This is a genomic window from Nocardia sp. NPDC049149, from assembly GCF_043197455.1.
GTDB lineage: Bacteria > Actinomycetota > Actinomycetes > Mycobacteriales > Mycobacteriaceae > Nocardia.
In genome coordinates this window covers 59,676-86,387 of record NZ_JBICTD010000011.1, presented here as the reverse complement: position 1 = coordinate 86,387, position 26,712 = coordinate 59,676, and the positions used below count along the sequence as shown (strand labels likewise).

The following is a 26,712-nucleotide window of genomic DNA, read 5'->3' as shown; positions in this document are numbered from 1 at the left end:
GCGAATTCTCGGCCCGAATGCGCGACTTTCCAGTGAATGTCAAATCAGCGAAACCTCCAGAAGCAGAAGGGTTCCCGTTGTGCGTAGTCAGTGCCATATAAGTGCGTGTCGCTGCGTCGATAGACAACCGCAATGCTCGAAGCTGGACGCTATGAAATCGACCTTCCCAAGCGTAGTGAAACCTGTGTTCTCGCGCAGTACTGTCGCGGTCGGCACCGCGGTAGCTGGGCTGCTTGTCGGTGTTATGACTGGATTCGGCGCTGTTTCAGTTTCTGCTGAGCCGCTCACGCCCGTGCGTATCGCCACCAATGCGGTATCCGCGGACGGCTCGCGAATCGAAGGTGTCGAACAGATCGATGACCGTAATGTCCGGCTGCAGGTGCATTCCGCGGCGATGGACAAGACTTTCCCGGTCGAGGTGCAACTCCCCGCGAATGCCTCGAAGCCGCGGCCTGCTCTTTATCTGCTGAATGGCGCCGACGGCGGCGAGGGTCTCGCCTCGTGGCAGGTGCAGACCGACATTCGTCAGTTCATGGCGGACAAGGACGTCAACCTGGTCATGCCGATCGGCGGGCCGTTCAGTTACTACGCCGACTGGATCAACGACGATCCGGTACTCGGCCGCAACAAATGGAAGACCTACCTCACCGAGGAACTGCCGCCGCTGATCGACTCGGCGTTCAACACCAACGGCACCAACGGCATCGCGGGCATCTCCACCGCGGGAACCACCGTGCTGACGATGCCGATCGCCAAGCCCGGCCTCTACAAGGCCGTCGCTGCCTACAGCGGTTGCGCCCAGACCAGCGACAATCTCGGCACCGCCTTTGTCAGGGCAGTGGTCGGCATGGGCGGCGGCAACACCGACAACATGTGGGGCCCGACGGGCTCGCCCGAATGGGCGGCCAACGATGCGCTGGTGCACGCCGACAAGTTGCGTGGACTGGAAATGTACTTCTCGTCGGGCGACGGTAGCCCCGGCAAGTACGACACGATCAATGGTCGTAACGAGCAGCTCGGTGGAAACCGGACTCAGGTCGACAACGACGACAACCAGATCGGGCCGGAAGCGTTGGCCGGGCAAATGGCTGTCGGTGGCTTGATCGAGGCGGCCACCAACTACTGCACGCGCAATATGCAGCAGAAGCTGGAGTCGCTGGGTATCCCCGCGACCTTCCACTTCACCTCGGGTACGCATTCCTGGGGTTACTGGCAGGACGAGTTCAAGCGGTCGTGGCCGGTGCTCGCGCGCGGCATGGGATTGTCGGAGAAGTAGTTCCAACGCAAGAGAGTTGAACTGCCGGGAATTTACGGTGCGTGGCCGATAGCTAGCACAGGTATAGCGATCGGCCACGCGCCTACTCCGGGCGCGGCGTGCGTATTTCGACGCACGTCGATTTTGTGTACGTGTAATGCGAATTGGCTCAGCAACATTTGCGCCGCGTGCTGCCTGCGCTGACACGCCGAGCTGATCGGCATACCTGAGCTGTGCGCCCGTATATCCTGCCTGCATGGTATCTACAGAGCCCTTGATTACCGATGTTTCCGACACCGCGCGATGGGCAGCTGCATATCGGGCGATCGAATCTTCCCGAAAAGACGCACTATTCTGTGATCCATTTGCCGACCGCATGGCAGGCCCGAGCGGCTACGAGATCATCAACGCCGCGCCACGCAAAATGCGAACCGGATTGGGCGTCGTCGTTCGAACCAAGATCATCGATGATCTGATTCAGGACGCGCTTGCGCACGGGTGCCGGAAGGTGCTGAACCTGGCGGCAGGCCTCGATACGCGGCCCTACCGGCTCGACCTGTCGCCGGAGCTGCTCTGGGTCGAGGCCGACCTGCCTCGGCTGCTCGCCGAGAAGGAGCGGCTGCTTGCCGATGAGGTGCCGACCTGCCGCCTGCAGCGGCACACGGTCGACCTCTCCGATGCCGAGACGATGCGGGCGTTCCTGGCCGCGGAGGTCACCAGCCCGGCGAACACGTTGGTCATCACCGAAGGACTCGTCCAGTACCTGGACGACGATCAGGTCGGCGAGTTGTCCAGCGCGCTGCGCAAGGCGAACGTCAACTGGTGGATCGTCGACGTCATGAACGCGACGATGCAGAACGCCATGGAGAAGAGCTGCGGCACCCTCTTCGCGAACGCGCCGTTCCGGTTCGTGTCCGACGATCCGATCGCGTTTTTCGAAGAACGTGGTTGGACCGCAACGGATGTGGAGTCGGTGTACATGACCGCGCGCAAGGCCAACCGCCTGCCGTGGCATCTGAAGGCTCTTGCCCCGCTGCTCGAGCCGGACCCACGCAACACCGGGGGACGGCCATGGGGCGGCGTGCTTCGCCTGTCTCCCTCGTAACGTAGCGACACCACTGCGGCGGCCTGCCGGTCGGAAACGATCGGCGCGGCCGCCGTTTTCTATTTACCGGAAATCTCGTCGTTGCGACGTGCTCGACCTACGGCAAAATAGCTGCGAACCCGACTGCACATACTCCGGACATACGAAAAGCGGGCTCGAGCGCCTGCAGACGCTCGAACCCGCTTTTTCGTTAAAAGGCTTTGGTTACAGCAAGCCGAGCGCGGTGACAGCCAAAGCGACAACGGCAGCCAGGCCGGCGCCAAGGGGCAGAGTCACAGACAGCAGCACGATTTACTCCTTTGGTAGGTCGATCAGTGTGGGTGTAGCAACAGAACCTGAATCGGATTCGAACCAGATTCTAGTAATCAGAAATCGGGGCCAAGCGTCCCTCCTGCCGACGCTTGACCCCGAGTCCCGGAGGCTGTTACAGCAGGCCGAGAGCGGCCACAACCAGGCCGAGGGTAGCAGCGACACCGAGACCGAGGGGGAGAGTCACAGACAGAAGCACGAGTTACTCCTTTTCGTCAGTTGAGTGTGGTCTAGCAAGAGAGATCATGCCAAGTGTCACGTTGTTGACGTTGAACTGTCGCGGCGTGTCGGAAATTTCGCGACGACTTACTTTCTGGACATCTGCTCAATTGACCTGAATGTCGGCGATATTGCCGCCTTCGTGGGTCTGAGCGATGGAAAGACGCCGCCCCCAATGCTGATTTGACTTTACTGCATCGGGTAGATATAGCGATTGCGATCGTCTAACTCCGCGGTACTCGGCATCTCGAAAAGCTGGGCATAGCAACGAATGTGCCTGTCCAGGCACAGTCGATGTCTGCGCAGGTCAGAAGGTGTGGCAGGTGGCCGCGGCCTGGCGCATGACCGGACCGGCTTCGGGATTGAAGCCGTCCATCGTGCTGACCTGGTTCCCGTTGTCGGCCAGCATCTTGTACATTGCCGCGCGCTGTTCGGCCGGCTGCGAGATGGTCATTTCCAGTGCGGCTTTCTGGATCGGCGCCGCGTCGAGCCGTGCTGCCGCCTCCGGTGCCACCTGGTGAATTGCGGCGTCGATCTGACTGAATGAGCATGTCGTCGTCAGCAGCGGCGCCATGTCGTCGACCAGGCTCGCGGAAGCGGCGCCCGATCCGAACAGTGCGGCGGCCGTTGAGAATCCGCCGATCGCCAGTGCGGCGATGGTGTACCTGGTTTTGCGCATCGTCATGTAGCACCCTTCATGTAGTTCGTTCGACTATGTGGGTCAGCGACCCGGCGTGATGGTACTCAACAAAGCACTTGCGGTATGGGAAGACAGCGCAGATATCTGTCAGCGGGTTGTCGCGAAAGCTGTTGCGTCGTGCCCGAATGCGGTCGGTTCGTCGAATCCGCATCGGTCGTCGTCACCGTGACGATTAGAATGGTTCATCGGAGTACGGCCGGTTCTCGGAGTCGTGAACGGCAGGGCCGGTATTTAGGCGGAAGGTTGTGCGGTATAAACGTATTCGACCGCGCAATCATGCAAACGCCATAAGGTGACGAGCAGTGATTCACATTCGGCGATGGCCGAGCATTTCGGTGTGTTGAACGGGCGGAATACGTTGTTTCTGGCATGGTGTCGCCGTGCCCCGCAGCGGCGCTCGCCGGTGGAGTTCACGGCGACGGCGCGCCCGCGTGGACGCGAAGACAGTCGTGCGACGAACGGAAGGTAGCGAAGTTCGCGTGTTGGAGATTGCAGGTTTGAGCAAGCGGTACGGAGACTTTGTCGCGTTGTCCGACATGACATTCGATGTGCGCCCCGGTGAGCTCTTCGGGTTCGTCGGCTCCAATGGGGCAGGCAAGACGACGACGATGCGGCTCATCATGGGCGTGATGGCCGCCGACGCCGGCGAGGTCAGGTGGGAGGGGAAACCCGTGGATCTGGCCGCGCGGCGGCGCATCGGCTACATGCCGGAGGAGCGCGGGCTGTACCCGAGGATGAAGGTGGGCGCGCAACTGCAGTACTTCGCTCGGCTGCACGGTCTTTCGCAGTTCGAGGCGTCGTCGGCGGCGGAGCTGTGGATGATGCGACTCGGCATCGAAAAGCGGGCCGAGGACGATGTTTTGAAACTCAGCCTCGGCAATCAGCAACGGGTGCAACTGGCCACGGCGCTCGTGCACAATCCGGACATCCTGGTGCTGGACGAGCCGTTCTCCGGGCTGGATCCCGTTGCGGTGGACGTGATGAGCGCGGTGCTGCGCGAACGCAGCGTGGAACGTGGTAGCCCCGTGCTGTTCTCGTCGCATCAGCTCGATCTGGTCGAACGGATCTGTGACCGAGTCGGCATCGTCCGCAACGGCACCATGGTGGCGTGCGGGACTGTGGACGAACTGCGCAGCCGTGGCCCGGCGCGGGTCGTGATCGACGCACCCGGCCTCGACGACGACCTGATCACCCGCATGCCAGGCGTCTCCGTGGACGAGCGCGAGGCGTCCCGCTGGATCCTGCGTCTCGATGACCACGCCGAAGACCACTACATCCTCGCGACCGCGATGGCCGCCGGACCGGTGCGCGAATTCGGCCGAGTATTGCCCACTTTGACCGATTTGTTCCGGGACGCGACGGTGGACCCGAAGGTGGAGGCGGCGGCATGAGCAGTGCGCACGTTTCGTCGGTGCAGGCGATCCAGATCGTCGCAACGCGGGAGATCAACACCAGGGTCCGGTCGAAAGCCTTTGCCGCGATCACGGCGGTGCTGGTGCTCGCCGTCGTCGGCACGGTGCTGGTGTTCCACTTCCTCGGTCAGGGCAACGCCGCTGCGCCGGAAAAGGTTGGTATGACGGCGGATACGGCGCAGTTCCAGCCGTTACTCGCCGCCGCGGGTCAGGCGTCGGGGCAGCCGATCGAGACCGTGGTGATCGACCGCGATCCCGGCGAGCAGCAGGTGCGCGCAGGCGACCTTGCGGCGTTGCTCGTCGGCACGTCGAACGGGCAGCTGCAGGTGGTGGTGAAATCGTCGCTGCCGGACGGACTTCGGACCGCGTTCGGCCTGGTCGTGCGGCAGGCCGCGCTGCATCAGGAAATCAGTTGGCTCGGTGGGGATCCGGTGACGGTCGAGCAGGCGATCGCCGAGGCGAAGGTCGCCGTGCAGCCGCTGGAATCGGGCGAGGAGCATCAGGGCGCGCGAGTGGGTGTTTCGGCGGTGGTCGGCATTCTCACCTACGTGATGCTGCTGATCAGCATTCAGCTGACCGGACAGGGCGTGGTGGAGGAGAAGGCCAATCGCATTGTGGAGCTGTTGCTTGCGACGATCCGGCCGTGGGAACTGTTGGCCGGCAAGGTGCTCGGCATCGGGATCGTGACCATCATCCAGGTGGCGGTGCTCGCGGCGGTCGGTCTCGGCACCGCCTTCGCCACTGGCGTGCTTGATCTTTCGGCGACGGTGATCGGCGGCGTCGTCGGCTGGGCGGTGCTGTGGTACCTGCTCGGCTACTTCCTCTATGCCCTGGTGATCGCGGCGGCCGCGTCGCTGGTGTCGCGGCAGGAGGATCTCGCGGCGGTGGCGGTTCCGGTGTCGGTGTTGGTGATCGCGGCGTATCTGATCGGGCAGACGATGGTTCCGGCGGATCCGCACGGCACGTCGCTGACGGTGCTGTCGATGATTCCGCTGTTCTCTCCGGTGCTGATGCCGATGCGGGCGGCCTACGAGGTGCCCGGCTGGCAGGTGCTGTGCGCGCTGGGTCTGATGGTGCTCACCATCGCGCTGGTCGCGCGGCTCGCAGGCCGGATCTACGGCAATGCCGTGCTGCTCACCGGCGGCCGGGTGTCGTTGCGCACCGCGCTGGCCGCCCCCGCATAACAGCGACCGGTTCCGCCGACACGCGACGGGACCGTTTGGTCCGTTTTGTGACTGGTGTGACTATAGCATCAGCGGCTGTCCCACTGTCGTGTTCGTCAGGAGGCAGCTCGAATGGAGTTCGGTACCCGTGCGCGCCGTGCGGCGCTGGGTTGCTGTGTCGCACTAGCCGTGGCCGGATCGGTCGGATACCCCGCTTCGGCGGTCCCGGAACCCGATTCGGCCACGCTGCCACAGGGTCTGATCGACGCCGTGAAACGGGACCTCGGCATCGACCCCGCCGAATACCTGCAACGGGTCGACATCACCCAGCGACTTGCCGAGTTCGCCAAGACCGCCCGGCTCGCGCACCCGGCCGCCTTCGCCGGAATCCGGATGGACGGCGGCCGTCCGGTCGTCTCGCTCACCGACGGGGTGAGCGCGGAGAACGCGCGGGCGGCCGCGGAGGCGGCGGGATTCGCGGTGGAGTCGGTGGCCGACAGCGAGGCCACCCTGCGTAACCGCCGCAGCACCTTCGAGCGCTGGCTCGGCACGCAGTCCACCACCGTCGCCGCATCGATTGCCGGATACGGCATCGACGTGGCCGCCAACAGTCTCGCGGTGCGCCTGGCCAAAGACGTGCAGTTTCCGGCCGAGGTGGGACCGGTCCGGTCGGTGAACGCGCTGCCGCTGGAAGCTCGGCCGGACAACACACCACTCACGGCGCAGGCCATCGCAGGCCAGGAACTGGCGGGCGGCGACATCGTCGGCGGCCAGTCCTACGCCATCGTGGTCGGCAGCGAAACCCATCGCTGCTCCTACGGTTTCAACGGCACCGATGCCGACGGCAACACGGTGAACATCACCGCGGGACATTGCGATCCGAACAACCTCGTCGAAGAGGCCGACCGGACGAAGGAAGCCCAGCGGGTCTTCGCCACCTTCGCCACGCAGGACGGCATGAAATTGCCGCAGGGTGAGAAGGTCAAGCACGGCGCCGAGCTCGGTCATTTCGAGAGTTCCAGCTTCGCCCCGCACGACTACGGGATCCTGCGCATCAACAAGGAGTCCGCGAAGCGGTTCCAGAACAACCTGGTCTCGGCGGGCCAGCTCTCGCCTGCCACGCCGTCGGTCGCCACCGGAAGCAGCAACGAGGAGCTGGAGGCGGGCAGCAGCGGCAGGCCGCGCTCGCCGGTCAGCGTCGGCGCCGACGGGCGACAGGTCGTGCACATCGACGGCACGACCGAACCGATCGCGGGCAGCGCCATCTGCAAGTCCGGATTCCGGTCCGGGTACTCCTGCGGCATTGTGATCGCCGCCAACCAGACCGCCATGCTGCGCGGCATCCCCGGCCACGACGCCGAAGTGGTCCGGGTGGAGGACATGTTCTACACCACCCTGTGTGGTCATCAGGGCGACAGCGGCGGGCCGATCATGGCAGGCACCAAGGCGGTCGGGATCAACAGCGCCATCATCACGCACATCACGCCGCTGGACGGCAGCTGTGGTCACCTCCCCGTGCTGCTCGGCCAGCCGATCAGCACTGTGCTGCGGGACAATCCGGGCCTCACCCTCCGCACCAAGTGAGCACGCGCCGACGGGTAGCGAGACCCGTCGGTGCCTAGGATTCAGGGATGCCCGTTTCCGCTACCGCCGCCACCGCCGCCGGACTCTGCGCCTTCATCGATGCCTCGCCCTCGCCGTTCCACGTCTGCCAGACGGTGGCGGGCGAGCTGGCGGCGCACGGATTCACCGAGCTCGCCGAGGGGCAGCAGTGGCCGTCGGACGGCCCGAGCAAACACTTTGTGGTGCGCGGTGGCTCGCTGATCGCCTGGGCGACGGCGGACGCGGCGGGACCGACCCCGTTCCGCGTGGTCGGCGCGCACACCGACAGCCCGAACCTGCGCGTCAAGCAGTATCCCGACCTGGCATCGGCCGGCTGGCAGCTGGTCGGTCTCGAGCCGTACGGCGGCGCCTGGCTCAATTCCTGGCTGGACCGGGAGCTCGGCATCTCCGGGCGGTTGAGCGTGCGCGACGGAGACACGGTGAGCGAGCGGCTCGTTCGCATCGATGAGCCGATCCTGCGGGTGCCGCAGCTGGCCATCCATCTGTCCGACGACCGCAAGGGCGTCACGCTGGATCCGCAGCGGCACGTCAACGCGGTGTGGGGAGTCGGCCGCGAACCGCGCTCGTTCCTGCGGTTCGTCGCCGAGCACGCCGAGGTCGATCCGGCGGCGGTGCTCGGCTGGGAACTGATGACCCACGATCTGACGCCGAGCGCGATCGTCGGGCGCGACCGCGATCTGGTCAGCGCGCCGCGACTGGACAACCAGGGCACCTGCTACGCAGGCCTGCATGCCTTCCTCGCCGCGATCGACGAGCCGGGCGCGGCCATTCCCGTGCTCGCCATGTTCGACCACGAGGAGGTCGGCAGCCAGTCCGATCGCGGCGCCCAATCCGATCTGTTGTCGACGGTGCTGGAACGGATCGTGCTCGCGCGCGGTGGCGGCCGCGCCGAATTCCTTGCCGCGCTGGCCGGTTCGGTCTGCGCGTCCGGCGACATGGCGCATGCGACGCACCCCAACTACGCGGACCGGCACGAGCCCGCGCATCGCATCGCGGTGAACGGCGGACCGGTGCTCAAGGTCAATCAGAACCTGCGTTACGCCACCGACGCGGCGGGGGCAGGCGCGTTCGCGCTGGCCTGCGCGCAGGCCGGAGTTTCGTTGCAGCGCTACGTGCATCGCGCCGATCTGCCCTGCGGATCGACCATCGGCCCGATGACCGCGGCAGGCACCGGCATGACGACCGTCGACGTGGGCGCGGCCCAGCTGGCCATGCACTCGGCGCGCGAAATGATGGGCGCCGCAGACGTTCCGGCCTATGCGGCGGCGCTGGCCGCCTTCCTCACCCCGGCGGTCGCCGGGCGATAGGTGGCGACGGCGACGACGAACACCGCGAGGGTCGCGAGCACATAGCTGCTGCCGATGAGCTGCTGCCACCACGCCCAGTCGAGCTCCTTGTCGCCGGCGTGCGGCAGCAGCCACTGCGGCCCGATGATGAACATCACCGTCATCGCCCCGACCGCCCAGAGCAGTCGCGGGTTGCGCCTGCCGCGCACGATCGCGTCCGCCGTCACCACGAGCGCAGGTGCGATCCACACCCAGTGGTGCGACCAGGAGATCGGCGAAACCAGCAGCACCGCCGCGGCATTCACCATCAGCGCGGCCACCGTCGCGCCCGCGCCGATCAGCCGGTGCATCCATACCGCCGCGAGCGCGACGGCCACCAGCGACAGCGCGATCCACAGCAGGGTGGCCAGCGAGTCGTCGAGGCCGAGGCGGAACACCATGCCCTTGATCGACTGGTTGCCCGCGAAATAGGGCGGGCCGATCCGCCCGGTGTCGGCGAGCGTGTGGAACCAGTACTCGGCCGAATCCTTGGGAAACAGCAGGAATCCGAGGCCGATCGCGGCGATCGCGGACCCGATCAGCGTGCCAGCCGCCTTCCAATCCCTGCGCAGCAGGAAGTACAGCAGATACCCACCGGGAATCAGCTTCACCGACACCGCGATGCCGATCAGCATGCCGCGCGGCCAGAACGGCTTGCGCACCAGGCAATCCAGGGTGATCGCGGCCATCAGCACCAGGTTGATCTGGCCGAAGCCGAAGGTCTGACGCAGCGGCTCGAAGGTCTGCAGCACCGCGATCGCGCCGATGACGATGGTCATGGTGCTGACGCGGGACAGTTCGGGCCGGATCCTGGCCAGCACCAACCACAGGGTGACGCCGAGGCTCACCAGTGAGGTCACCAACACCAGCACCTCGGCCACGGCCAGCGGTATCAGCGCGAGCGGCGCGAAGAACAAGGCGGCCAGTGGGGGATAGGTGAACGGCAGCCCGATCCCGGCGACCGGCGGCATCGGCCCGTACAGCTCGCCGTCGTCGAGCCAGACGCGGGCGCCGTTGCGGTACACCTGGAGATCGATGTAGCCCGACCACCAGTGGGCAAGTAGCGAGACGACCGCAGACACCGCGAACAGGCCGATCGCGACGAGCAGCCAGCGCAGCTGTTCGCGCGACATCGGAACGCGCGGCGGCGCGGCAGGCTCGGAGGTCGCGGCGGGCCGCTCGTCCTTCGAGACAACCGGCTCAGCGGAATCCGCAATCCCCGATCGTTCGTTCACGGGCCCAGGGTATCTGTGACCGGTGGTGTGATCGCCGTCGGCGCGCGATTCTACCCGCGCCATCTGTGACCTGAGGCACAGGAATCCGGCGAACCGGGCGTGAGTCCGATCCGGCCCGGTGATCGTCAACGGTCACAGCTAGACTTCCAGGCGAATCCCCAGCTTCGCGCTCCCGGCCCGAGAGGACCCTGACACGATCGGGTCGAGCGTGGAGGCGGCAGCGCAGCGTAACCACGTAGCGCTCCCGATCATGTCGAAAGGACACTGCACCCCGTGACTCCGCAGGTCGACACCGTCAGCGCAGCCGCAGCATCTCCCGACGTGCCGCAACCCTATAAAGAGCTGGGTCTGAAGGACGACGAGTACGCGCGCATCAAGGAAATCCTCGGCCGCCGCCCGACCGACGCCGAACTGGCGATGTATTCGGTGATGTGGAGCGAGCACTGCTCCTACAAGTCGTCGAAGGTGCACCTGCGCTACTTCGGGCAGACCACCACCGAGGAGATGCGGGCCTCGATGCTCGCAGGCATCGGCGAGAACGCGGGCGTCGTCGACGTCGGCGACGGCTGGGCGGTCACCTTCAAGGTCGAGAGCCACAACCACCCGTCTTATGTGGAGCCCTACCAGGGTGCGGCCACCGGCGTCGGCGGCATCGTGCGCGACATCATGGCGATGGGCGCCAGGCCGATCGCGGTGATGGACCAGCTGCGCTTCGGCGCGGCGGATGCGCCCGACACCCGGCGCGTGGTGGACGGCGTTGTCCGCGGTGTCGGCGGGTACGGCAACTCGCTCGGCCTGCCGAATATCGGCGGCGAGACTGTGTTCGACGCGTCCTACCAAGGCAACCCGTTGGTGAACGCGCTGTGCGCCGGCGTGATGCGGGTGGAGGACCTGCACCTCGCCTTCGCCTCCGGCACCGGCAACAAGATCATCCTGTTCGGCGCGCGCACCGGCCTCGACGGCATCGGCGGCGTCTCCGTGCTCGCTTCGGACACCTTCTCCGGCGACGAGTCGGGCACCGGGCGCAAGAAGCTGCCGAGCGTGCAGGTCGGCGACCCGTTCACCGAGAAGGTGCTCATCGAGTGCTGTCTCGAGCTGTACGCGGCCAAGCTGGTGGTCGGCATCCAGGACCTCGGCGGCGCCGGGCTGTCCTGCGCCACTTCGGAACTGGCGGCCGCGGGCGACGGCGGCATGCACATCGCGCTGGACCGGGTTCCGCTGCGCGCCGAGGGCATGACCCCGGCCGAGGTGCTCTCCAGCGAATCGCAGGAGCGCATGTGCGCGGTCGTCACCCCGGAGAACGTGGACGCGTTCATGGCGGTCTGCCGCAAGTGGGATGTGATCGCCACCGACATCGGTGAGGTCACCGACGGCGACCGGCTGGTCATCACCTGGCACGGCGAGACCGTCGTCGACGTGCCGCCGCGCACCGTCGCCCACGAGGGCCCGGTGTACGAGCGCCCGGTGCGGCGTCCGGACGAGCAGGACGCGCTGATCGCCGACAGCACAGCCGCATTGACCCGCCCGAAGACCGGCGACGAACTGCGCGCGACCCTGCTGCAGCTGCTGGCCAGCCCGCAGCTGTGCAGCCGCAAGTGGATCACCGAGCAGTACGACCGCTACGTGCGCGGCAACACCGTGCTCGCCGAGCACGCCGACGCGGGCGTCATCCGGATCGACGAGCAGACCGGCCGCGGCATCGCGCTGGCCACCGACGCGTCCGGCCGCTACACCAAGCTGGATCCCTACACCGGCGCGCAACTGGCGTTGGCCGAGGCCTACCGCAATGTCGCCACCACCGGCGCCACCCCGAAGGCCGTCACCAACTGCCTGAACTTCGGTTCCCCCGAGGATCCCGGCGTGATGTGGCAGTTCCAGCAGGCCGTCCGCGGCCTCGCGGACGGCTGTGTCGCCCTTGGCATTCCGGTCACCGGCGGCAACGTGAGCTTCTACAACCAGACCGGGCAGACCGCCATCCTGCCGACCCCGGTGGTCGGTGTGCTCGGCGTCATCGACGACGTGCACCGGCGCATCCCGACCGGCCTCGGGCTCGAGCCGGGCGAGACGCTGATCCTGCTCGGCGACACCGCCGACGAGTTCGACGGCTCCATCTGGTCCCAGGTCGTGCACGATCACCTCGGCGGCGTGCCGCCGAAGGTCGACTTCGCGCGCGAGCAGCTGCTCGCCGAGGTGCTCACCGCTGGCTCGCGCGACGGCATGATCAGTGCCGCACACGACCTTTCGGAGGGCGGGCTGATCCAGGCCGTCGTCGAGGCCGCGCTGGCGGGCGAAACCGGGTGTCGGGTGCTGCTTCCCGAGGGCGCCGATCCGTTCGTCGCGTTGTTCTCCGAGTCGGCGGGTCGCGTGCTCGTCGCGGTGCCGCGTTCGGAGGAGACCCGGTTCACCAAGATGTGCACCGCGCGCGAACTGCCGTGGACGCGCATCGGCGTTGTCGACCAGGGCGCGGATTCCATTGAGGTGCAAGGGCAGTTCTCCGTCCCCATGGACGAGCTGCGTGCCGCGCACGAGGGCACGCTGCCGAAGTTGTTCGGGGCAAGTGTGGCGTGACAGGCGCTGAGGCTCAGCAGGTCTCAGTGCGCGAGGGCGCCGGCCGGGTGGTCGGCGCCGTCGAGCGTTTCTTTCGCCCGAACTATGTCGGGGTGGTCGGCGCGACGCTGTTCTTCGCGTTGTCGCTGACTCCCTCGCTGCTGCCGCGGGATTGGTTGTTCGAAGGCCTCATCGGCGGCGTCAACGCCGCGATCGGCTACGGCGTCGGCTGTCTGCTGGAGTGGTTGTTCCGCCGGTGGATTCGGCCGCGGATACCGGTGCCCGCCGGCGCCGCACAGGTATTCGCCGAGCTGCCCCGCTGGCTGCCCACCGCGGGCAAGGTCGCCGTGCTGATCGGCTGCGTGGTCACGGTGCTCGTCATGCTGGTGCAGTCGGCGCGGTGGCAGCGCGAGATCACCACGCTGATGGGGATGGACGACATCACCACCTCCGGCTTCCTGCGCACCGGTGCGCTCAGTGTCGCGGTGATCGCCTTGGTGATCGGGGTATTTCGCGGCGTCCGCTGGTTGGTCCGGTGGGTGGCAGGCGAACTCACCGAGTGGGTGCATATTCCGCGCCGATTCGCCTTGCCGATCGGCTTCCTCGTCGTGGCCGTCCTCGCGGTAACGCTCTTCAACGGCGTGCTGGCCAAAGGCTTTTTCGCCGTGGCGAATTCGGCGTTCAGCGTGCGCAACAGCCACACCTCGCCCAACGCCGCCCAGCCGCAGCTGCCGGAACGCTCGGGCAGCCCGGCCTCGCTGGCGAAGTGGGAGACGCTCGGCTCGGAAGGCCGCTGGTTCGTCTCCTACGTGCCGAGCGCCGCCGACATCGCAAGGGTCACCGGCAAACCCGCGCGCGAGCCGATCCGGGTGTACACCGGATTGGAATCGGCCGACGGCCCGCAAGCCCAGGCCGAGCTCGCCGTCGCGGAACTGGAACGCACCGGCGCCTTCGACCGCAAGGCGCTGGTCGTGGTGACGACGACCGGCACCGGCTGGGTCGATTCCACCAGCGCCGAATCCGTCGAGATGATGTACGGCGGCGACACCGCGATCGTCGCCACCCAGTATTCGTATCTGCCCAGCGTGCTTTCGTTCCTTTCGGACAAGGCGAAGGCGACCCGGATGGGAAAGCTGGTGTTCGACAAGGTGTATGAGCACTGGTCGGCGCGCCCCGCCGAGGCCCGCCCGAAGCTGCTCGTCTACGGCGAGAGCCTCGGCTCGCAGGGCTCCGAGGGCGCGTTCACCGGGTTGGCCGATCTGCGCGCGAAATCCGACGGGGTGCTGTGGGTCGGGCCGCCCAACTCGAATCGACTGTGGGGCGAATTCACCGCCCGCCGCGATCCCGGCTCCCCCGAGGTGCTGCCGACCTACGCCGACGGGCTGGTTGTTCGCTTCGCCGACAGCCGCGGCGACCTGTGGCAGCCGGGCAGCACCTGGCTCACCCCGCGCATCGCGTATCTGCAGCACGCGTCCGATCCGGTGGTCTGGTGGTCGCCGGATCTGCTGTTCAGCGAACCGGATTGGCTGCGGGAGCGCCGCGGCGCCGACGTGTCGCCGACCATGGCGTGGTATCCGATCGTCACGTTCTGGCAGGTCGCCGCGGATCTGCCGAATGCGCAGGGCGTCAACGACGGGCACGGGCATCGGTACGGCACGCTGGTGCTCGATGCATGGGCCGCGCTCGCCGAGCCACCGGAGTGGTCCGCCGACCTTTCGGATCGAATCCGAAACTACTTGGCGGAGTCGGCGATTCGCGAACGCTCACTCAAGTGAGTGCCGAAACTGAGCGGGCCGGGACCCCTCGTGCACCAGGCCCGCCCAGCTGGCGTCAGGCGACGGTGTTGAACGGATCGTGCTCGGCGAGCAGCTTTTCCATCCGTGCCTGATCGATGCGACCGTGCACGGTCGCAGCCTCGTGCTGGTCACGCACCACCTTCGCCAGGGTGAAGGTGCTGGTTACCAGGAAGAGCAAAGACATTGCGAGGAACCCGCGCTGCCAGATGTCCAGTGGCAGATAGCAGAGGCCGATGCCGGTCCCGATGAAGCTGGCGCCGAACGCGATCGCCGACTGCACGATGAAAGCCGACGTGGTCTTCGACTGGCCGTTGCTGGTACTCATGGCAAGAATTCTGCTGACATCCGTTCGCGGGCAACCGCGTACAACTACTCGAGCGCCGTGGGTAGTTGCCGACGCCGTCAACGTGGGTTTCGGCCCGGGCGCCGCGTGGTCGGTGACCGCGAACACGCATGGCGCAGGGCGCTGGAAAACGACCACAACCGCCATACTGTTCGGGTGATGATCACCGACCCGCCGCCAGCGCCCGAACCCCGCGCGCGCTGAGCTCTCGTGTTCGACACCGCATCCACCCTGACGAAGCTGCGTGCGCGCGGCGTCGTCCTCGTGCGGCGCGTGGAAGACATCATCGATCTGAACTACGTCGGCCTGGTCGTCGCGACCGTGTTCTTCGCGCTGTCGGTGACGCCGTCGCTGCTGCCGCGGGACTGGCTGTTCCAAGGATTGATCAGCGGGATCAACGCCGCACTCGGCTACGGGGTCGGCTGCGTGCTCGAATGGCTGTTCCGGCTGTGGGTGCGGCCGCGGCTGAAGATCACGCCGCCGCCGACCTGGGTGCGCTACTCGGTGAAATCCGCGATCCTGCTCACCGCCGCGGTGAGTGCGGCGTTGATGCTGGTGCAGTCGGCGCGCTGGCAGCGCGAGATCACCGCGCTGATGGGCATGGCGGGCACCACCACCCCGGCGTACCTGCGCACCGGGCTGCTGAGCATGGCGGTCGGCGCGGCGGTGGTCGCCTCGTATCGGACGGTGCGCGAGATCATTCTGTTCCTGGCCAGGTTGCTCAACCGCTGGGTGCGGGTGCCGAGGGAGCTGGCGCCCGCCGCCGGACTGCTCGTGCTCATCGTGCTGACCGTGACGGTCTTCAACGGTGTGGCCTCGCGGGCCTTCTTCGCCGTCGCCAACTCGGCGTTCAGCGTGCGCAACGATCACACATCGATGAACGCGGTGCAGCCGGTGCAGCCGGAACGGTCCGGTAGTCCCGGGTCGCTGGCGAAGTGGGAGACGCTGGGTTACGAAGGGCGGTGGTTCGTTTCGCACGGACCCACCGCGAGCAAGATCGGCGAGGTGACCGGCAAGCCCGCCAAGGAGCCGATCCGCGCGTACGTCGGCCTGGAATCGGCTGAAGGAGAGCAGGATCCGGCCGAACTCGCGGCGGCCGAGCTCGAGCGCACCGGAGCCTTCGACCGCAAGGTGCTGGTGGTGATCACCACCACCGGCACCGGCTGGGTGAATGCGATGGCGGCCGGGGCGATCGAGTACATGTATGGGGGCGACAGCGCGATCGTCGCCTCGCAGTACTCGTATCTCCCGAGCGTGCTGTCGTTCCTCGCGGACCGAGGCAAGGCGACGACCGCGGGGCGCAACCTGTTCGACGCGGTGTACCGGCACTGGAGCGTGCGGCCGCGGGATCAGCGGCCGAAGCTGCTGGTGTACGGGGAGAGCCTCGGCTCGCAGGGTTCCGAGGCGGCCTTCGACGGGCTCGCCGACCTGCGCACCAAGGTGGACGGCGCGCTGTGGGTCGGCCCGCCGAACTCGAATCGACTATGGGAGCAGTTCGTTTCGCGTCGCGACCCGGGCTCGCGGGAGGTCGCGCCGGTGTATGCCGACGGTCTGGTCGTGCGATTCGCTTCGGACAGCGCCGATCTCGCGCGGCCATCCACCGAGTGGCGGCCGCCACGAATCGCCTACCTGCAGCACGCATCGGACCCGATCGTCTGGTGGTCGACCGATCTCATCTTCTCGCAACCGGATTGGCTGTCCGAGCCGCGCGGCGCCGACGTGTCCTCGCAGATGCGCTGGTGGCCGTTCGTCACCTTCTGGCAGGTCGCCGCCGATCTCACCAATGCCCAGGCGGTCACCGACGGGCACGGGCACCGCTACGGCAACCTGGTCCTCGACGGCTGGGCTGCCATCGCCGCGCCGCCGGATTGGACGGCGGACATGTCCGACCGGATCCGGACGGAGATCGAGGCGGCCGAGGATTTCGAACGGAAGATCAAGTGAGCCGAGTCCCGCAAGTCGTTGCCGCCGTTGGTATTCCGATGGTGTGGAGCAATTGGGCGCTGCCTGCCCTCGGCCTCGGGGTGCGGGGCAGGACCGTCGTCAATGCGGGTTTCGCGACCGCCTACGGCTTCGCCTTTCGTGGCGAGCCGAACTGGTTCTCCGCAAAGGGATTTCGCTTCGGCACTGGGTCGGCCGCGCTCGTCGTCGCCGGTTACGCGGCAGCACTCGCGATCCCCTCTGTGCGAAAGGGCTTGCGGGACTACACCGATCGCGGCCCCGACGTCTCCACCACCGAGTGGGTCGCAGTGCACATCCCGATCGGCACCGTCTACAGCGAAGAACTGATCTTCCGCGCCACCCTCGACCCTGTGCTGGACAATGCTTTCGGCTCCCGCATCGGCTCCGTTCTCAGCGCGCTCACCTTCGGCCTCTGGCACATCACCCCGGCCCGTTCGGTTGGCGACAGCGTCCCGGTGGCGGTCGCCGCCACCGCCGCGGGCGGCTTCGCGCTCGGCTGGCTGCGCCGCCGCACCGCGAGTGCCACTGCCCCGGCCCTGCTCCACCTGGCCATTAATGCGGGTGGTGCCATCGCGCCCCGGCTGGCCCGCAGCCTCCCGACCGCGCGATAACTCCGCAGCGCTCTAGAACCAACTCTTCCAGGCAAAACAGCAGGTTCGCTCGCGCACTTGCGCACACCGTTCCCAAATGAGTACAGTGTTCGCATAACGAGAACGGCGTACGCGCCAACGGATCTTCAGCGGGAGAACGAGATGTCGAACAACGTGAACTGGGACGCCACCGGCGAGTGGAAGGCGCAGGGGGAGTGGGGCAGCGCCACGACGGGCCGGACGTTCTCCGTGGCCAAGTGGCGGCAGCGGCTCGATGAGCTCCGTGCGACCCACCACGTGCCAGGGGCATCGCTGGCGATCCTGGTCGACGGTCAGGTGTACGAAATCGCCAGTGGCGTACTGCATCGCGGCACCGGGGTCGCGGTCACCACCGATTCGGTGTTCCTGTGCGGCTCGACCGCCAAGGTCTATACCGCGACGATGATCATGCGGCTCGTCGACCAGGGCAAGATCGACCTCGACGGCGCCGTCGTCGACATGCTGCCCGAGTTCGCGACGCCGGATCCGGAAGCTACCGCGCAGATCACGGTCCGGCAGCTGCTCAGCCACACCGGCGGCGTGACCAACGACTTCAACTACGACGCAGGCCGCGGTGACGACTGCCTCGCCGAATTCGTCAAGGCGGCAAGGGAAGTCGCGCTCGACTGCAAGCCGGGAACGGGCACCTCGTACGGCGGTCTCGGCTTCGTTGTGCTCGGTCGTCTCATCGAGGTGGTGACCGGCACGACGTGGGACCAGGCCGTGCAGGACCTGCTCGCTACCCCGCTCGGTCTCGACCACCTGGTCACGCTGCCGGAACAGGCGCTGCGGTTCCGGGTCGCGATGAGCCACCTGGGCGATCCGGGACAGTATCCGGACCCGGCGCCCGCCTGGGACATCATGCCGCGCGCGGTCGCGCCCGCGGCCAGGGTCATCAGCACGGCGGGCGACATGGTTCGCTTCGCCAAGATGCACCTCGATGGCGGCCGCGCCGCCGACGGCACCTCGGTGCTGTCCGCGGAAACCGTTGCGGCAATGCAGCATCAGGAGATCGAGGTGCCCGACAAGTGGACCGTCAGCGGCGACGGCTGGGGTCTCGGCTGGACCTTGTACAACTGGGACGGCATCAAGGGCTTCGGTCATGACGGAGCCGCCATCGGGCAATACGCCTACCTGCGCGCCATTCCCGAGGCCGGCGTCGCGGTCGCGCTGCTCACCAATGGTGGTGGCGCCCGCCAGCTTTACGCGGCGCTGTTCCGTGAACTGCTCGCCGAGTTGGCAGGCGTGCGCATGCCGGAGCCTTTCGCCCCTGCTGACCCGCCCATCGAGGTCGACATCGAACCGTTCGTCGGCACGTACAGTCGCGCGGGCGTCGTCATCACCGTCAGCAAGCGCGACGACGGCTCCGCCCACATGCTCTACGAATTCGTCGACGAGATGAAGGACATGTCCCCGCCGCTCAGCATGGACCTGACTCCCGTGTCCGACACTGTCTTCGCCGCCTCCGGTGCGGGCCCGTCCTTCAGCGAGGACTACATGCCCGTGGTCTTCACCACCCTCACCGACGGCACCCAAGCCTGCTATGTCGGCATGCGCACCACGCCGAAGCGGCCGGTGGCCGCCCACTGATTGCTTGCGAAACCATAGGGCCGAGCGACAACTCGGCCCTATCGGCGTTTCTGCGTGTCTACGCCATGCGACTCGGCGAACCTCCCGAAGTCGCAGGCCGGGCCGTCGGCGAATAGCCCTGTCCGACCACCCCGGTAACCTCGCCGAGGTGGCACGACAATCGGTGAGTGCGGCCGAACTCCGATCGGCGGTCGACGCGGTCAGCGCGTGGTTGAGCGACGAGTCGCTGCCGGCGCCCGGCCGCACCGAGCTCGCGGCAGCGGTCCGGGCCACCGCCCGCGCCCTGGCCGCCTCGGCCCCGGGCCATTCGGTGGAGGTGCGAGTGCCGCCGTTCGTCGCGGTCCAATGCATCGAGGGCCCGCGTCACACGCGAGGCACCCCGCCCAACGTGGTGGAGACCGACCCGCGCACCTGGCTGCTGCTGGCCACCGGCCTCCTCGACTTCGAGACCGCCATGCACTCCGGCGCACTCACCGCCTCCGGCAGCCGCGCCCCCGAAGTCGCCCACTGGCTCCCCATCGCCCGCCCGGCCACGGACTGACCCGACTTCACGCCACGGTCATCGGTACGGGCACCTGGCCTGCTCGTCCCCGAATTCCGCGCTGGTTCTGAGAATCCGCACTAGTTCTGTGGATCCGCACTCTCTCTGGACGCCCGGAACGAGTGCGGATCCACAGAACGGGTGCGAATCCTGGCGCGAGCCAACGTCAGTGCGCGACGGCAGGGCCTGCCAGCCGGTCGAGTAGGGCGCTCTTGATCGTCGGACGTGAACCGAACACGAGCGTGAACGCGGCTTCGCGCAGCGACCGTTCGGCGAGGGTGCCGCGGGTGATCGCGGCGCTGCCGGTGGCGGTGACGAGTGCGGAGGCGGCGCGCATCGCGAGCTCGGAGGCGCGGGCCCGCGCGAGGTAGACATCGGACTGTCCGAGCAGCGCGGCGTCCAATTCCTTACGGATCGCCGCGGATTCGTCGGCGAGCGCGGCGGGGTCGACACCCAATCGGCCCAGTTCGGCGAGGCAGCGGCGCACGATGCCGAGCGCAAGCGAGCCGTTGCGCCATGCCGCGATGATGTAGGACGCGTGGAACGACTTCATCGAAACCCGGTTGTCCACCGCGGCGTCGGCGACCCGCACCCCGTCGAAGGTCGCGGTGACGGTCCGGCTCGCGTCGGCGGCGGTCAGCGGTATCGGCCGGACCCGGAGCGCCGCGCTCTCCTCGGCGGGCACGATCACGCTGATCAGCGATCCGTCGTCGTCGGCATCCCGCGCCATCACGCCGACGATGTCGACCAGCCCCCATCCGGTGATGAACGGCGCTGTGCCCTCGAGCAGGTAGCCGCCGTCGGTCCGGCGGGCGATCAGCGCGGGCTGGTCGGCGGCGCCCGCGTACGAGACGCCCGACCGCACGCGCCCGGTGCGCAGATCCTCGGTGAACCGCTCGCGCAGTTCATGATTCGGCGAGGTAGCGACGCGCCTGGCGACACCGTGGTGCTGTGCCCAGACGAAGGAGGTGGCCAGGCAGCCCGCGATGAGAATCTCGCCGACCTCGGTGAAGGCGGCCAGATCGATGTCGTCGCCCATCGCGGCGCCGTAGAAACCGGCCTCGGCGAGCTGATCGAAATGCTCGCGAGGTATGTCACCGCTGCTGTCGACGGCGCTCGCGTGCGGCGCGAGCACCTCCTCGGCCAATCGTTGCGCGCTCTCGATCCACGAAGTCACCCGACCATCATCGCGGTCGATGCCGGGCGTGCGGTGTTCAGGCTGCGACGCGGTTGGTCCGGTGCAGACCCTTGTAGTCGTAGAAGCGGGAGACGACCGCGCCGACGAGCAGACCGATCGCCACACCGACTACCGCCATCCAGACGCCGCGGGCCAGGCCCGCCTCGAAACTGGCGTCGAAGTAGAGGATGGCGCGGATGCCGAGGAACACCTGGTGCATCGGCTCGAAGGAGGCAAGCCAGCCGAAGTACTTCGGAGTGGCCTCGATCGGCACGGTGCCGCCGGAGGACGGCAAGCCGAGGACGATGAACAGGATCAGGTTGACCAGCAGACCCGCCGAGCCGATCGCGGCCAGCGTGGACAGACAGGTGACGCCGACGGCGATGATGGCGAGCGCGCTGTAGAGGAAAAGCGCGAGCGGATGGTCGATCGGCATGTCGAGGATCGTGGCAACGCTGAGATAGACCGCGGAGACGATGTTCGCGGTCACCGCCATGACGCCCCATTTGATCAGCAAGGTGCTGAAGCGGGAGATCGGCGTCGGCGGGTAGTGCACGTACCACGGCCCGTACTCGGTGGGCACGAAGCCGAGCTGGGCGTCGATCATGGTGTGGATGACCATCGCGCCGACCACCCCGGCCAGCAGCAGCAACAGCGCGTAGAAGAACGCGCTGAGTCCTTGCCCGGTGCCGTCGGGCAGCGGGTGATACTGCTGCACCACCACATTCACCGGATCGGCGAGCGCGACCCTGGTCGCGCCGGACAACTCGGGCGCGGGCGGCCCGCCCGGCTGCGGCTTCAGCTGCTCGGTCACCTGATCCGTGAGCTGCTTGCCGACCTGCTTGTTCACCTCGGTGAGCGCCTGATCGCCGACCCGGAGCACGATCTGGGTGCCGAACGCGCCGGTGCGCGGATTGGTCTGCAGGGTGATGATCGGGCGTTCCATCTCGCCGGGAACCACGCTGCCGACGCCGAGGATGCCGAGCCGCTTGCTGAAATCGCCGGGAATGACGATCGCGCCGTACACCGCGCCGGACTGCAGCTGCCGTTCGGCCTCGCTGATGCTGATCACCCGCAGATCGACTTTGTCCGCAGGCACACCCTTTTCGAGCGCCTCGGTGATCTGGTTTCCGAAGTTCACCTGCCGCTGCTGACCGCCGGTGGCAATGACATCGCCCACATCTTGGTTCACCAGCGCGATCGGAAAGTCGTGCAGGTTCTTCTCCGGATCGACGACGTAATCCAGATACATGATGCCGAGCAGTGCGGTGAGCAAGGTCAGCACCGCGATGGGAAACAGCAGCATACGAGCCCAAGGCCGGCGCTGCGGCGCCGATGCCTGCGTGTTCGATCCCGCTTCGCTGCCGTGATCCGCGCTGTCGGTAGTCGTCACGGCTTCGCACGGTAACAGCTACCGATGCCGAATTCGCCGGACTCGCGCCGGGCCGGATTGCTACTCGTATGCGGTGGCGGTGATCGCGATCGAACATTCACCCGTAGAATGAGACCTGCCCCCAGCCCGCCCGAACAGGGAGCAAACGGTGACCAACGCCGAACTGCCGGTCGAAAGCACATCCGCCACCACCGATCAGGTCGAGAACGAGCCGCGCGAAGAGTGCGGCGTGTTCGGAGTCTGGGCGCCGAGCGAGGACGTGGCGAAGCTCACGTACTACGGCTTGTATGCGCTGCAGCACCGCGGGCAGGAGGCGGCGGGTATCGCGGTTTCCGACGGTTCGCAGATCTTGGTCTTCAAGGACCTCGGGTTGGTCAGTCAGGTATTCGACGAGCAGACCTTGGCCGCCATGCCGGGCCACATTGCCGTCGGCCACTGCCGCTACTCCACCACCGGCGGCGTGACCTGGGAAAATGCCCAACCCATCTTTCGAACCACCTCGGTCGGCTCCGGACTTGCCTTGGGGCACAACGGCAATCTGGTGAACACCGCCGAATTGGCGGGCCGGGCACGGGAACTCGGGCTCATCGGCGCGACGGTGGCCAACGGCCGCCCGCAGCCGATCGCCGCGACCTCCGACTCCGACGTGATCACCGCGCTGCTCGCACACGCCTCCGCCGACTCGAGCATCGAGCAGGCGGCGATGGAGTTGCTCCCGACGCTGCGCGGCGCGTTCTGCCTCACCTTCATGGACGAGCACACCCTCTACGCCGCGCGTGATCCGCACGGCGTGCGCCCGCTCTGCCTCGGCAGGCTGGACCGTGGCTGGGTTGTTGCCAGCGAAACCGCGGCGCTGGACATCGTCGGCGCCGCCTTCGTCCGCGAGATCGAGCCCGGCGAACTGCTGGCGATCGATGCCGACGGCGTGCGGTCGATGCGCTTCGCCAACCCCGAGCCCAAGGGCTGCGTCTTCGAATACGTCTATCTGGCCAGGCCGGACAGCACCATCTCCGGTCGCTCGGTGCACGCCACCCGGGTCGAGATCGGCCGCCGCCTGGCCAAGGAACATCCGGTGGAGGCGGACCTGGTCATCCCGGTGCCCGAATCCGGCACCCCCGCCGCGGTCGGCTACGCGCAAGGCTCGGGTGTGCCGTACGGCCAGGGTCTGATGAAGAACGCCTACGTCGGCCGCACCTTCATTCAGCCGAGTCAGACCATCCGCCAGCTGGGTATTCGACTGAAGCTCAACCCGCTGCGTGAGGTCATCCGCGGCAAGCGGCTCATCGTCGTCGACGACTCCATCGTTCGCGGCAACACCCAGCGCGCGCTGATCCGGATGCTCCGCGAAGCAGGCGCCTTGGAGATCCACGTCCGGATCGCGTCGCCGCCGGTGAAGTGGCCGTGCTTCTACGGCATCGACTTCGCCTCGCCCGCCGAGTTGATCGCCAACGGATCCGGTGCGGAAGGCAGCTTCGACGAGATGGTCGAGGGGGTGCGCCGCTCGATCGGCGCCGACACGCTCGGCTATATCTCCACCGAAGGCATGATCGCCGCCACCGAGCAGCCGCGGTCGCGGCTGTGCTGCGCGTGCTTCGACGGGGAATACCCGATCGCGCTGCCGACGGAAGCTGCCATTGGTAAGAACGTGCTCGAAGGCATGCTCACGGGTAAGTCGGAGGCAATCCTGTTGGCCGACAATGCGAATGCGAGCGCGCTGAGCCGTCCGTAGGGGGCGGCCTTCCTGTTCGGGGAAAAAGCCGTGCTGGCAGGGACGGGGTAGTCAAAGAGCCCGGCCATGCCGAGAAGAGCAAAGAACCCGGCCACGCCGGGAAAAGCAGAGAGCCCGGCCACGCCGAGAGGGCCCGGCCACGCAGGAAGCGAGAGGCCCGGCCACGCCGGGAAAGAGCCCTGCTACGCAGGGAAAAGTGGGGTCCGGCCACGCCGAGAGGGCCCGGCCACGCAGGAAGTGCACGGCCGGCCACGCCGAGACGGGCAACCGCCGCACCTTTTCGAAACCGCACCCTTTCCGTGGATCCGCACCCTTTCCGTGGATCCGCACCCTTTCCGTGGATCCGCACCCTTTCCGTGGATCCGCACCCACTGTGGGCTGCTAGAACGGGTGCGGATTCGCACAAGGAGTGCGGATCCGGAGGACGTGTGGTCCTCGTCGCTGATCCGTCCGCGACCATGTCCCGTTCGGCGCTCGTAGCTACGTCGAACGGGGACATGAGAGAGCTCTGACCGGCGTTTTGCCGCGGCTATGTCCCGGTCGCGCGCTGAGTTCAGCGGGTGGGACGTGGTCGAGGGCTGGGGCTGATCTTGGTGGGGGTTCGGTCGTTGGCTGTCGCATTCGTCGGATAGGTCCGATTCTGCTGTCGTCTTCGGGGCGACACGGCATGGCGACTTCTCATTGATTGGGAGTGTCGAGGTTAATGTCTGTGTCTGTGCCATGGCTTCCTCGAGACACCTCATGTCGTCAGCTAGTGCCTTGCTGGACATTCGTCCGGTGATCAGGCCTTGGTGCTGCGCTATTTGCAACGTCTGGGCGCACCGTGAAGTTTTTTTCTCTGAAAACGCAACGTGCCGGAAATGGTTCGTGGGTACGGTGCCCGTCAGATCGGAAGTTCATTGTGTCCGCACCACGCCTGCGATCCAGGCGAACGCGGTGCGGCGCTCGAGAAGTAGTGGGGCCCTGATGTTGGTTTCAAGAGCACCTGGGGGCCGGACCCGGACGCGAGCTATCGCGGCCGTCGGCCTGGCGACGCTGGTGGCGTCGGCATTGGCTGGTTGTGGTTCCGGCCGAACCGGTGATGGTGGTACTGGTGGCGGTTTGTTGGCCGGCACCACAGACAAGATCTTTTCGCTCGACCCGGCGGCTGCCTACGACAACGGCTCGCTGGTCGCGGAAACGCAGTTCTACCAGTACCTACTGAACTTCGCGCCGGGTGACGCGACGCCGAAGCCGGACGCCGCGGAGAAGTGCGAGTTCACCTCGCCGACGGTGTACACCTGCACGTTGAAGCCGGGCCTCAAGTTCGCCAACGGCAACCCGTTGACCTCCAAGAGCGTCAAGTTCTCCTTCGACCGGATGGTCAAGATCAACGACCCCAACGGTCCCGCCTCGCTGCTCGGCAACCTCGAGAAGACGGATGCACCCGACGACAAGACGGTGCAGTTCACGCTGAAGGTCGCCAACGACCAGACCTTCCCGGCGATCCTGCCGACCCAGGCCGGTCCGATCGTCGACGAGAAGGTGTACTCGCCGGACAAGGTGATGGCCGACGAGGAAGTCGTCAAGAACAAGGGTTACTCGGGCCCGTACACGATCGCGAGCTACGACAAGAACAAGCTGGTCGAGTACAAGGCGTTCCCGGACTACAACGGCATCCTCGGCAAGCCGAAGACCGAGACGGTGTCGACGAAGTACTACGCGACCACCGACAACATGAAGCTGGACCTGCAGAACGGTTCGCTCGACGTCGCCTACCGGTCGCTGACCCCCACCGACATCGAATCCCTGCGTGGTGACAGCAAGGTCACCGTGCACGAGGGCCCCGGTGGCGAGCTGCGCTACATCGTCTTCAACATGAACACCATGCCCGGCGGCACGCCGGAGCAGAAGCTCGCCGTGCGCAAGGCACTCGCGTCGACGGTCGACCGGGCCGCGCTGGCCAAGAGCGTCTACAAGGGCACCTACACCCCGGCGTACTCGTCTGTGCCGCAAGGCGTTCCGGGCGCGGCGGAGCCGTTCAAGGAGATCTACGGCGCCGACCCGAGCAAGGACAAGGCCGCCAAGTTCCTCTCCGATGCGGGCGTTGCCACCCCGGTCGAGCTGAACCTGCAGTACAACCCGGACCACTACGGTTCGAGCAGCTCCGAGGAATACGCGGCGATCAAGTCGCAGCTGGAGGCCAGCGGCCTGTTCCGAGTGAACCTGCAGTCCACCGAATGGGTGAGCTACCAGCGGGAACGCGCGCGTGACTCCTACCCGATGTACCAATTCGGCTGGTTCCCGGACTTTCCGGACCCGGACAACTACCTGACCCCGTTCTTCGCGCCGAACAACTTCCTGCAGTCACACTTCGAAAACCCCGGCATCAGCGCACAACTGGTCGCCGAGGCCACCGAGGGTGACAAGACCAAGCGGCTCGAGATCATCAAGGCCGTGCAGAAGGACCTCGCACAGAACTTCCTGCCGATCGTTCCGCTGTTGGCGGGCAAGCAGATTGCCGTCGCCGGTAAGGGCGTGCAGGGCGTCGAGCAGACGTTGGACGCGTCCTTCAAGTTCCGCTACACGGTGCTGAGCAAGTGACATCCGGCAAAGCCGGGCCCGGAACGATTGCTGCGCCAGAAACGAAGCCAGCGCCGGTCCGGGCCCGGCGCTTCGG

The 26,712-nt window shown here is 66.7% G+C and carries 19 protein-coding genes; 14 read left to right on the top strand and 5 right to left on the bottom strand.

Annotated features, from left to right (window positions below):
- Positions 1 to 244: 244 nt before the first annotated feature.
- Together ACGFNJ_RS35550 and ACGFNJ_RS35545 are read left to right on the top strand one after the other, a co-directional pair.
- Positions 245 to 1,276 (top strand): alpha/beta hydrolase, encoded by a 1,032-nt coding sequence (locus ACGFNJ_RS35550; protein WP_393458681.1) that lies wholly within the window; start codon positions 245 to 247, stop codon positions 1,274 to 1,276.
- Between the two features lie 235 nt (positions 1,277 to 1,511).
- Entirely contained in the window at positions 1,512 to 2,360 is an 849-nt protein-coding gene (locus ACGFNJ_RS35545; protein ID WP_393458678.1) for a class I SAM-dependent methyltransferase, read from the top strand.
- An 835-nt stretch (positions 2,361 to 3,195) separates the two neighbouring features.
- On the opposite strand, the gene ACGFNJ_RS35540 is transcribed toward ACGFNJ_RS35545, so the two are convergent.
- Positions 3,196 to 3,573 carry a hemophore-related protein gene (locus ACGFNJ_RS35540; RefSeq protein WP_393458675.1) on the bottom strand — a complete coding sequence of 126 codons (378 nt, stop codon included), beginning with the start codon at positions 3,571 to 3,573 and terminating at the stop codon, positions 3,196 to 3,198.
- Between the two features lie 551 nt (positions 3,574 to 4,124).
- On the opposite strand from ACGFNJ_RS35540, the gene ACGFNJ_RS35535 reads away from it, so the two are divergent.
- The 4 genes from ACGFNJ_RS35535 (at position 4,125) to ACGFNJ_RS35520 (ending at position 9,093) form a co-directional block, all read left to right on the top strand.
- On the top strand, positions 4,125 to 4,979 hold the full coding sequence (locus ACGFNJ_RS35535) for an ABC transporter ATP-binding protein (RefSeq protein WP_393459251.1): 855 nt from the start codon (positions 4,125 to 4,127) through the stop codon (positions 4,977 to 4,979).
- Positions 4,976 to 6,184, top strand: a complete 1,209-nt coding sequence (locus ACGFNJ_RS35530) for an ABC transporter permease (protein ID WP_393458672.1) — start codon at positions 4,976 to 4,978, stop codon at positions 6,182 to 6,184. The genes ACGFNJ_RS35535 and ACGFNJ_RS35530 overlap by 4 nt, the downstream gene beginning before the upstream one ends.
- A gap of 111 nt (positions 6,185 to 6,295) precedes the next feature.
- Positions 6,296 to 7,747, top strand: a complete 1,452-nt coding sequence (locus tag ACGFNJ_RS35525; RefSeq protein WP_393458669.1) for a S1 family peptidase — start codon at positions 6,296 to 6,298, stop codon at positions 7,745 to 7,747.
- A gap of 47 nt (positions 7,748 to 7,794) precedes the next feature.
- Positions 7,795 to 9,093 (top strand): M18 family aminopeptidase, encoded by a 1,299-nt coding sequence (locus tag ACGFNJ_RS35520; RefSeq protein WP_393458666.1) that lies wholly within the window; start codon positions 7,795 to 7,797, stop codon positions 9,091 to 9,093.
- Here ACGFNJ_RS35520 and ACGFNJ_RS35515 read toward each other — a convergent pair.
- A complete protein-coding gene (locus ACGFNJ_RS35515; RefSeq protein WP_393458663.1) occupies positions 9,042 to 10,346 on the bottom strand; it encodes a glycosyltransferase 87 family protein in 1,305 nt (434 codons plus the stop codon). The genes ACGFNJ_RS35520 and ACGFNJ_RS35515 overlap by 52 nt on opposite strands.
- A 273-nt stretch (positions 10,347 to 10,619) precedes the next feature.
- Here ACGFNJ_RS35515 and purL point away from each other — a divergent pair, with 273 nt between their 5' ends.
- Positions 10,620 to 12,914: a phosphoribosylformylglycinamidine synthase subunit PurL gene (purL, locus tag ACGFNJ_RS35510; RefSeq protein WP_393458660.1), complete on the top strand. Its 2,295-nt coding sequence runs from the start codon at positions 10,620 to 10,622 to the stop codon at positions 12,912 to 12,914.
- Between the two features lie 26 nt (positions 12,915 to 12,940).
- The gene (locus ACGFNJ_RS35505) at positions 12,941 to 14,668 is read left to right on the top strand and encodes an alpha/beta hydrolase (RefSeq protein WP_393458657.1); all 1,728 of its coding nucleotides are present in this window, start codon (positions 12,941 to 12,943) and stop codon (positions 14,666 to 14,668) included.
- 55 nt (positions 14,669 to 14,723) lie between these two features.
- Here ACGFNJ_RS35505 and ACGFNJ_RS35500 read toward each other — a convergent pair whose 3' ends face one another.
- Positions 14,724 to 15,014, bottom strand: a complete 291-nt coding sequence (locus tag ACGFNJ_RS35500) for a YiaA/YiaB family inner membrane protein (protein ID WP_393458654.1) — start codon at positions 15,012 to 15,014, stop codon at positions 14,724 to 14,726.
- A gap of 228 nt (positions 15,015 to 15,242) precedes the next feature.
- Between ACGFNJ_RS35500 and ACGFNJ_RS35495 the strand changes: the two genes are divergently transcribed.
- From ACGFNJ_RS35495 to ACGFNJ_RS35480, 4 genes are all read left to right on the top strand, one after another.
- Positions 15,243 to 16,976 (top strand): alpha/beta hydrolase, encoded by a 1,734-nt coding sequence (locus ACGFNJ_RS35495; protein WP_393458651.1) that lies wholly within the window; start codon positions 15,243 to 15,245, stop codon positions 16,974 to 16,976.
- Complete coding sequence (locus ACGFNJ_RS35490) at positions 16,973 to 17,605, top strand: type II CAAX prenyl endopeptidase Rce1 family protein (protein WP_393458648.1); 633 nt, start codon at positions 16,973 to 16,975, stop codon at positions 17,603 to 17,605. Before ACGFNJ_RS35495 ends, ACGFNJ_RS35490 begins: the two co-directional genes overlap by 4 nt.
- Positions 17,606 to 17,746: 141 nt before the next feature.
- On the top strand, positions 17,747 to 19,213 hold the full coding sequence (locus ACGFNJ_RS35485; RefSeq protein ID WP_393458645.1) for a serine hydrolase domain-containing protein: 1,467 nt from the start codon (positions 17,747 to 17,749) through the stop codon (positions 19,211 to 19,213).
- A 148-nt stretch (positions 19,214 to 19,361) separates the two neighbouring features.
- Positions 19,362 to 19,754, top strand: coding sequence for a sterol carrier family protein (locus ACGFNJ_RS35480; RefSeq protein ID WP_393458642.1), 393 nt, complete (start codon positions 19,362 to 19,364; stop codon positions 19,752 to 19,754).
- Positions 19,755 to 19,920: 166 nt separating this feature from the next.
- Here ACGFNJ_RS35480 and ACGFNJ_RS35475 read toward each other — a convergent pair whose 3' ends face one another.
- Entirely contained in the window at positions 19,921 to 20,931 is a 1,011-nt protein-coding gene (locus ACGFNJ_RS35475; RefSeq protein ID WP_393458640.1) for an acyl-CoA dehydrogenase family protein, read from the bottom strand.
- Between the two features lie 37 nt (positions 20,932 to 20,968).
- Complete coding sequence (locus ACGFNJ_RS35470) at positions 20,969 to 22,237, bottom strand: YhgE/Pip domain-containing protein (RefSeq protein ID WP_393459248.1); 1,269 nt, start codon at positions 22,235 to 22,237, stop codon at positions 20,969 to 20,971.
- 235 nt (positions 22,238 to 22,472) lie between these two features.
- On the opposite strand from ACGFNJ_RS35470, the gene purF reads away from it, so the two are divergent.
- Both purF and ACGFNJ_RS35460 read left to right on the top strand, forming a co-directional pair.
- Entirely contained in the window at positions 22,473 to 24,053 is a 1,581-nt protein-coding gene (purF, locus tag ACGFNJ_RS35465) for an amidophosphoribosyltransferase (RefSeq protein ID WP_393458637.1), read from the top strand.
- A gap of 966 nt (positions 24,054 to 25,019) precedes the next feature.
- A complete protein-coding gene (locus ACGFNJ_RS35460) occupies positions 25,020 to 26,636 on the top strand; it encodes an ABC transporter substrate-binding protein (protein ID WP_393458634.1) in 1,617 nt (538 codons plus the stop codon).
- The last annotated feature ends 76 nt before the right edge of the window (positions 26,637 to 26,712 follow it).

Excerpts from the sequence above, each read along its gene's own strand:
- ACGFNJ_RS35460 (WP_393458634.1), top strand. The coding sequence starts at position 25,020 with ATGTTGGTTTCAAGAGCACCTGGGGGCCGGACCCGGACGCGAGCTATC.
- ACGFNJ_RS35470 (WP_393459248.1), bottom strand. The coding sequence starts at position 22,237 with ATGCTGCTGTTTCCCATCGCGGTGCTGACCTTGCTCACCGCACTGCTC.
- ACGFNJ_RS35520 (WP_393458666.1), top strand. The coding sequence starts at position 7,795 with ATGCCCGTTTCCGCTACCGCCGCCACCGCCGCCGGACTCTGCGCCTTC.
- ACGFNJ_RS35535 (WP_393459251.1), top strand. The coding sequence starts at position 4,125 with ATGACATTCGATGTGCGCCCCGGTGAGCTCTTCGGGTTCGTCGGCTCC.
- ACGFNJ_RS35545 (WP_393458678.1), top strand. The coding sequence starts at position 1,512 with ATGGTATCTACAGAGCCCTTGATTACCGATGTTTCCGACACCGCGCGA.
- ACGFNJ_RS35540 (WP_393458675.1), bottom strand. The coding sequence starts at position 3,573 with ATGACGATGCGCAAAACCAGGTACACCATCGCCGCACTGGCGATCGGC.
- ACGFNJ_RS35550 (WP_393458681.1), top strand. The coding sequence starts at position 245 with ATGACTGGATTCGGCGCTGTTTCAGTTTCTGCTGAGCCGCTCACGCCC.
- ACGFNJ_RS35485 (WP_393458645.1), top strand. The coding sequence starts at position 17,747 with ATGTCGAACAACGTGAACTGGGACGCCACCGGCGAGTGGAAGGCGCAG.
- ACGFNJ_RS35525 (WP_393458669.1), top strand. The coding sequence starts at position 6,296 with ATGGAGTTCGGTACCCGTGCGCGCCGTGCGGCGCTGGGTTGCTGTGTC.
- ACGFNJ_RS35530 (WP_393458672.1), top strand. The coding sequence starts at position 4,976 with ATGAGCAGTGCGCACGTTTCGTCGGTGCAGGCGATCCAGATCGTCGCA.
- ACGFNJ_RS35500 (WP_393458654.1), bottom strand. The coding sequence starts at position 15,014 with ATGAGTACCAGCAACGGCCAGTCGAAGACCACGTCGGCTTTCATCGTG.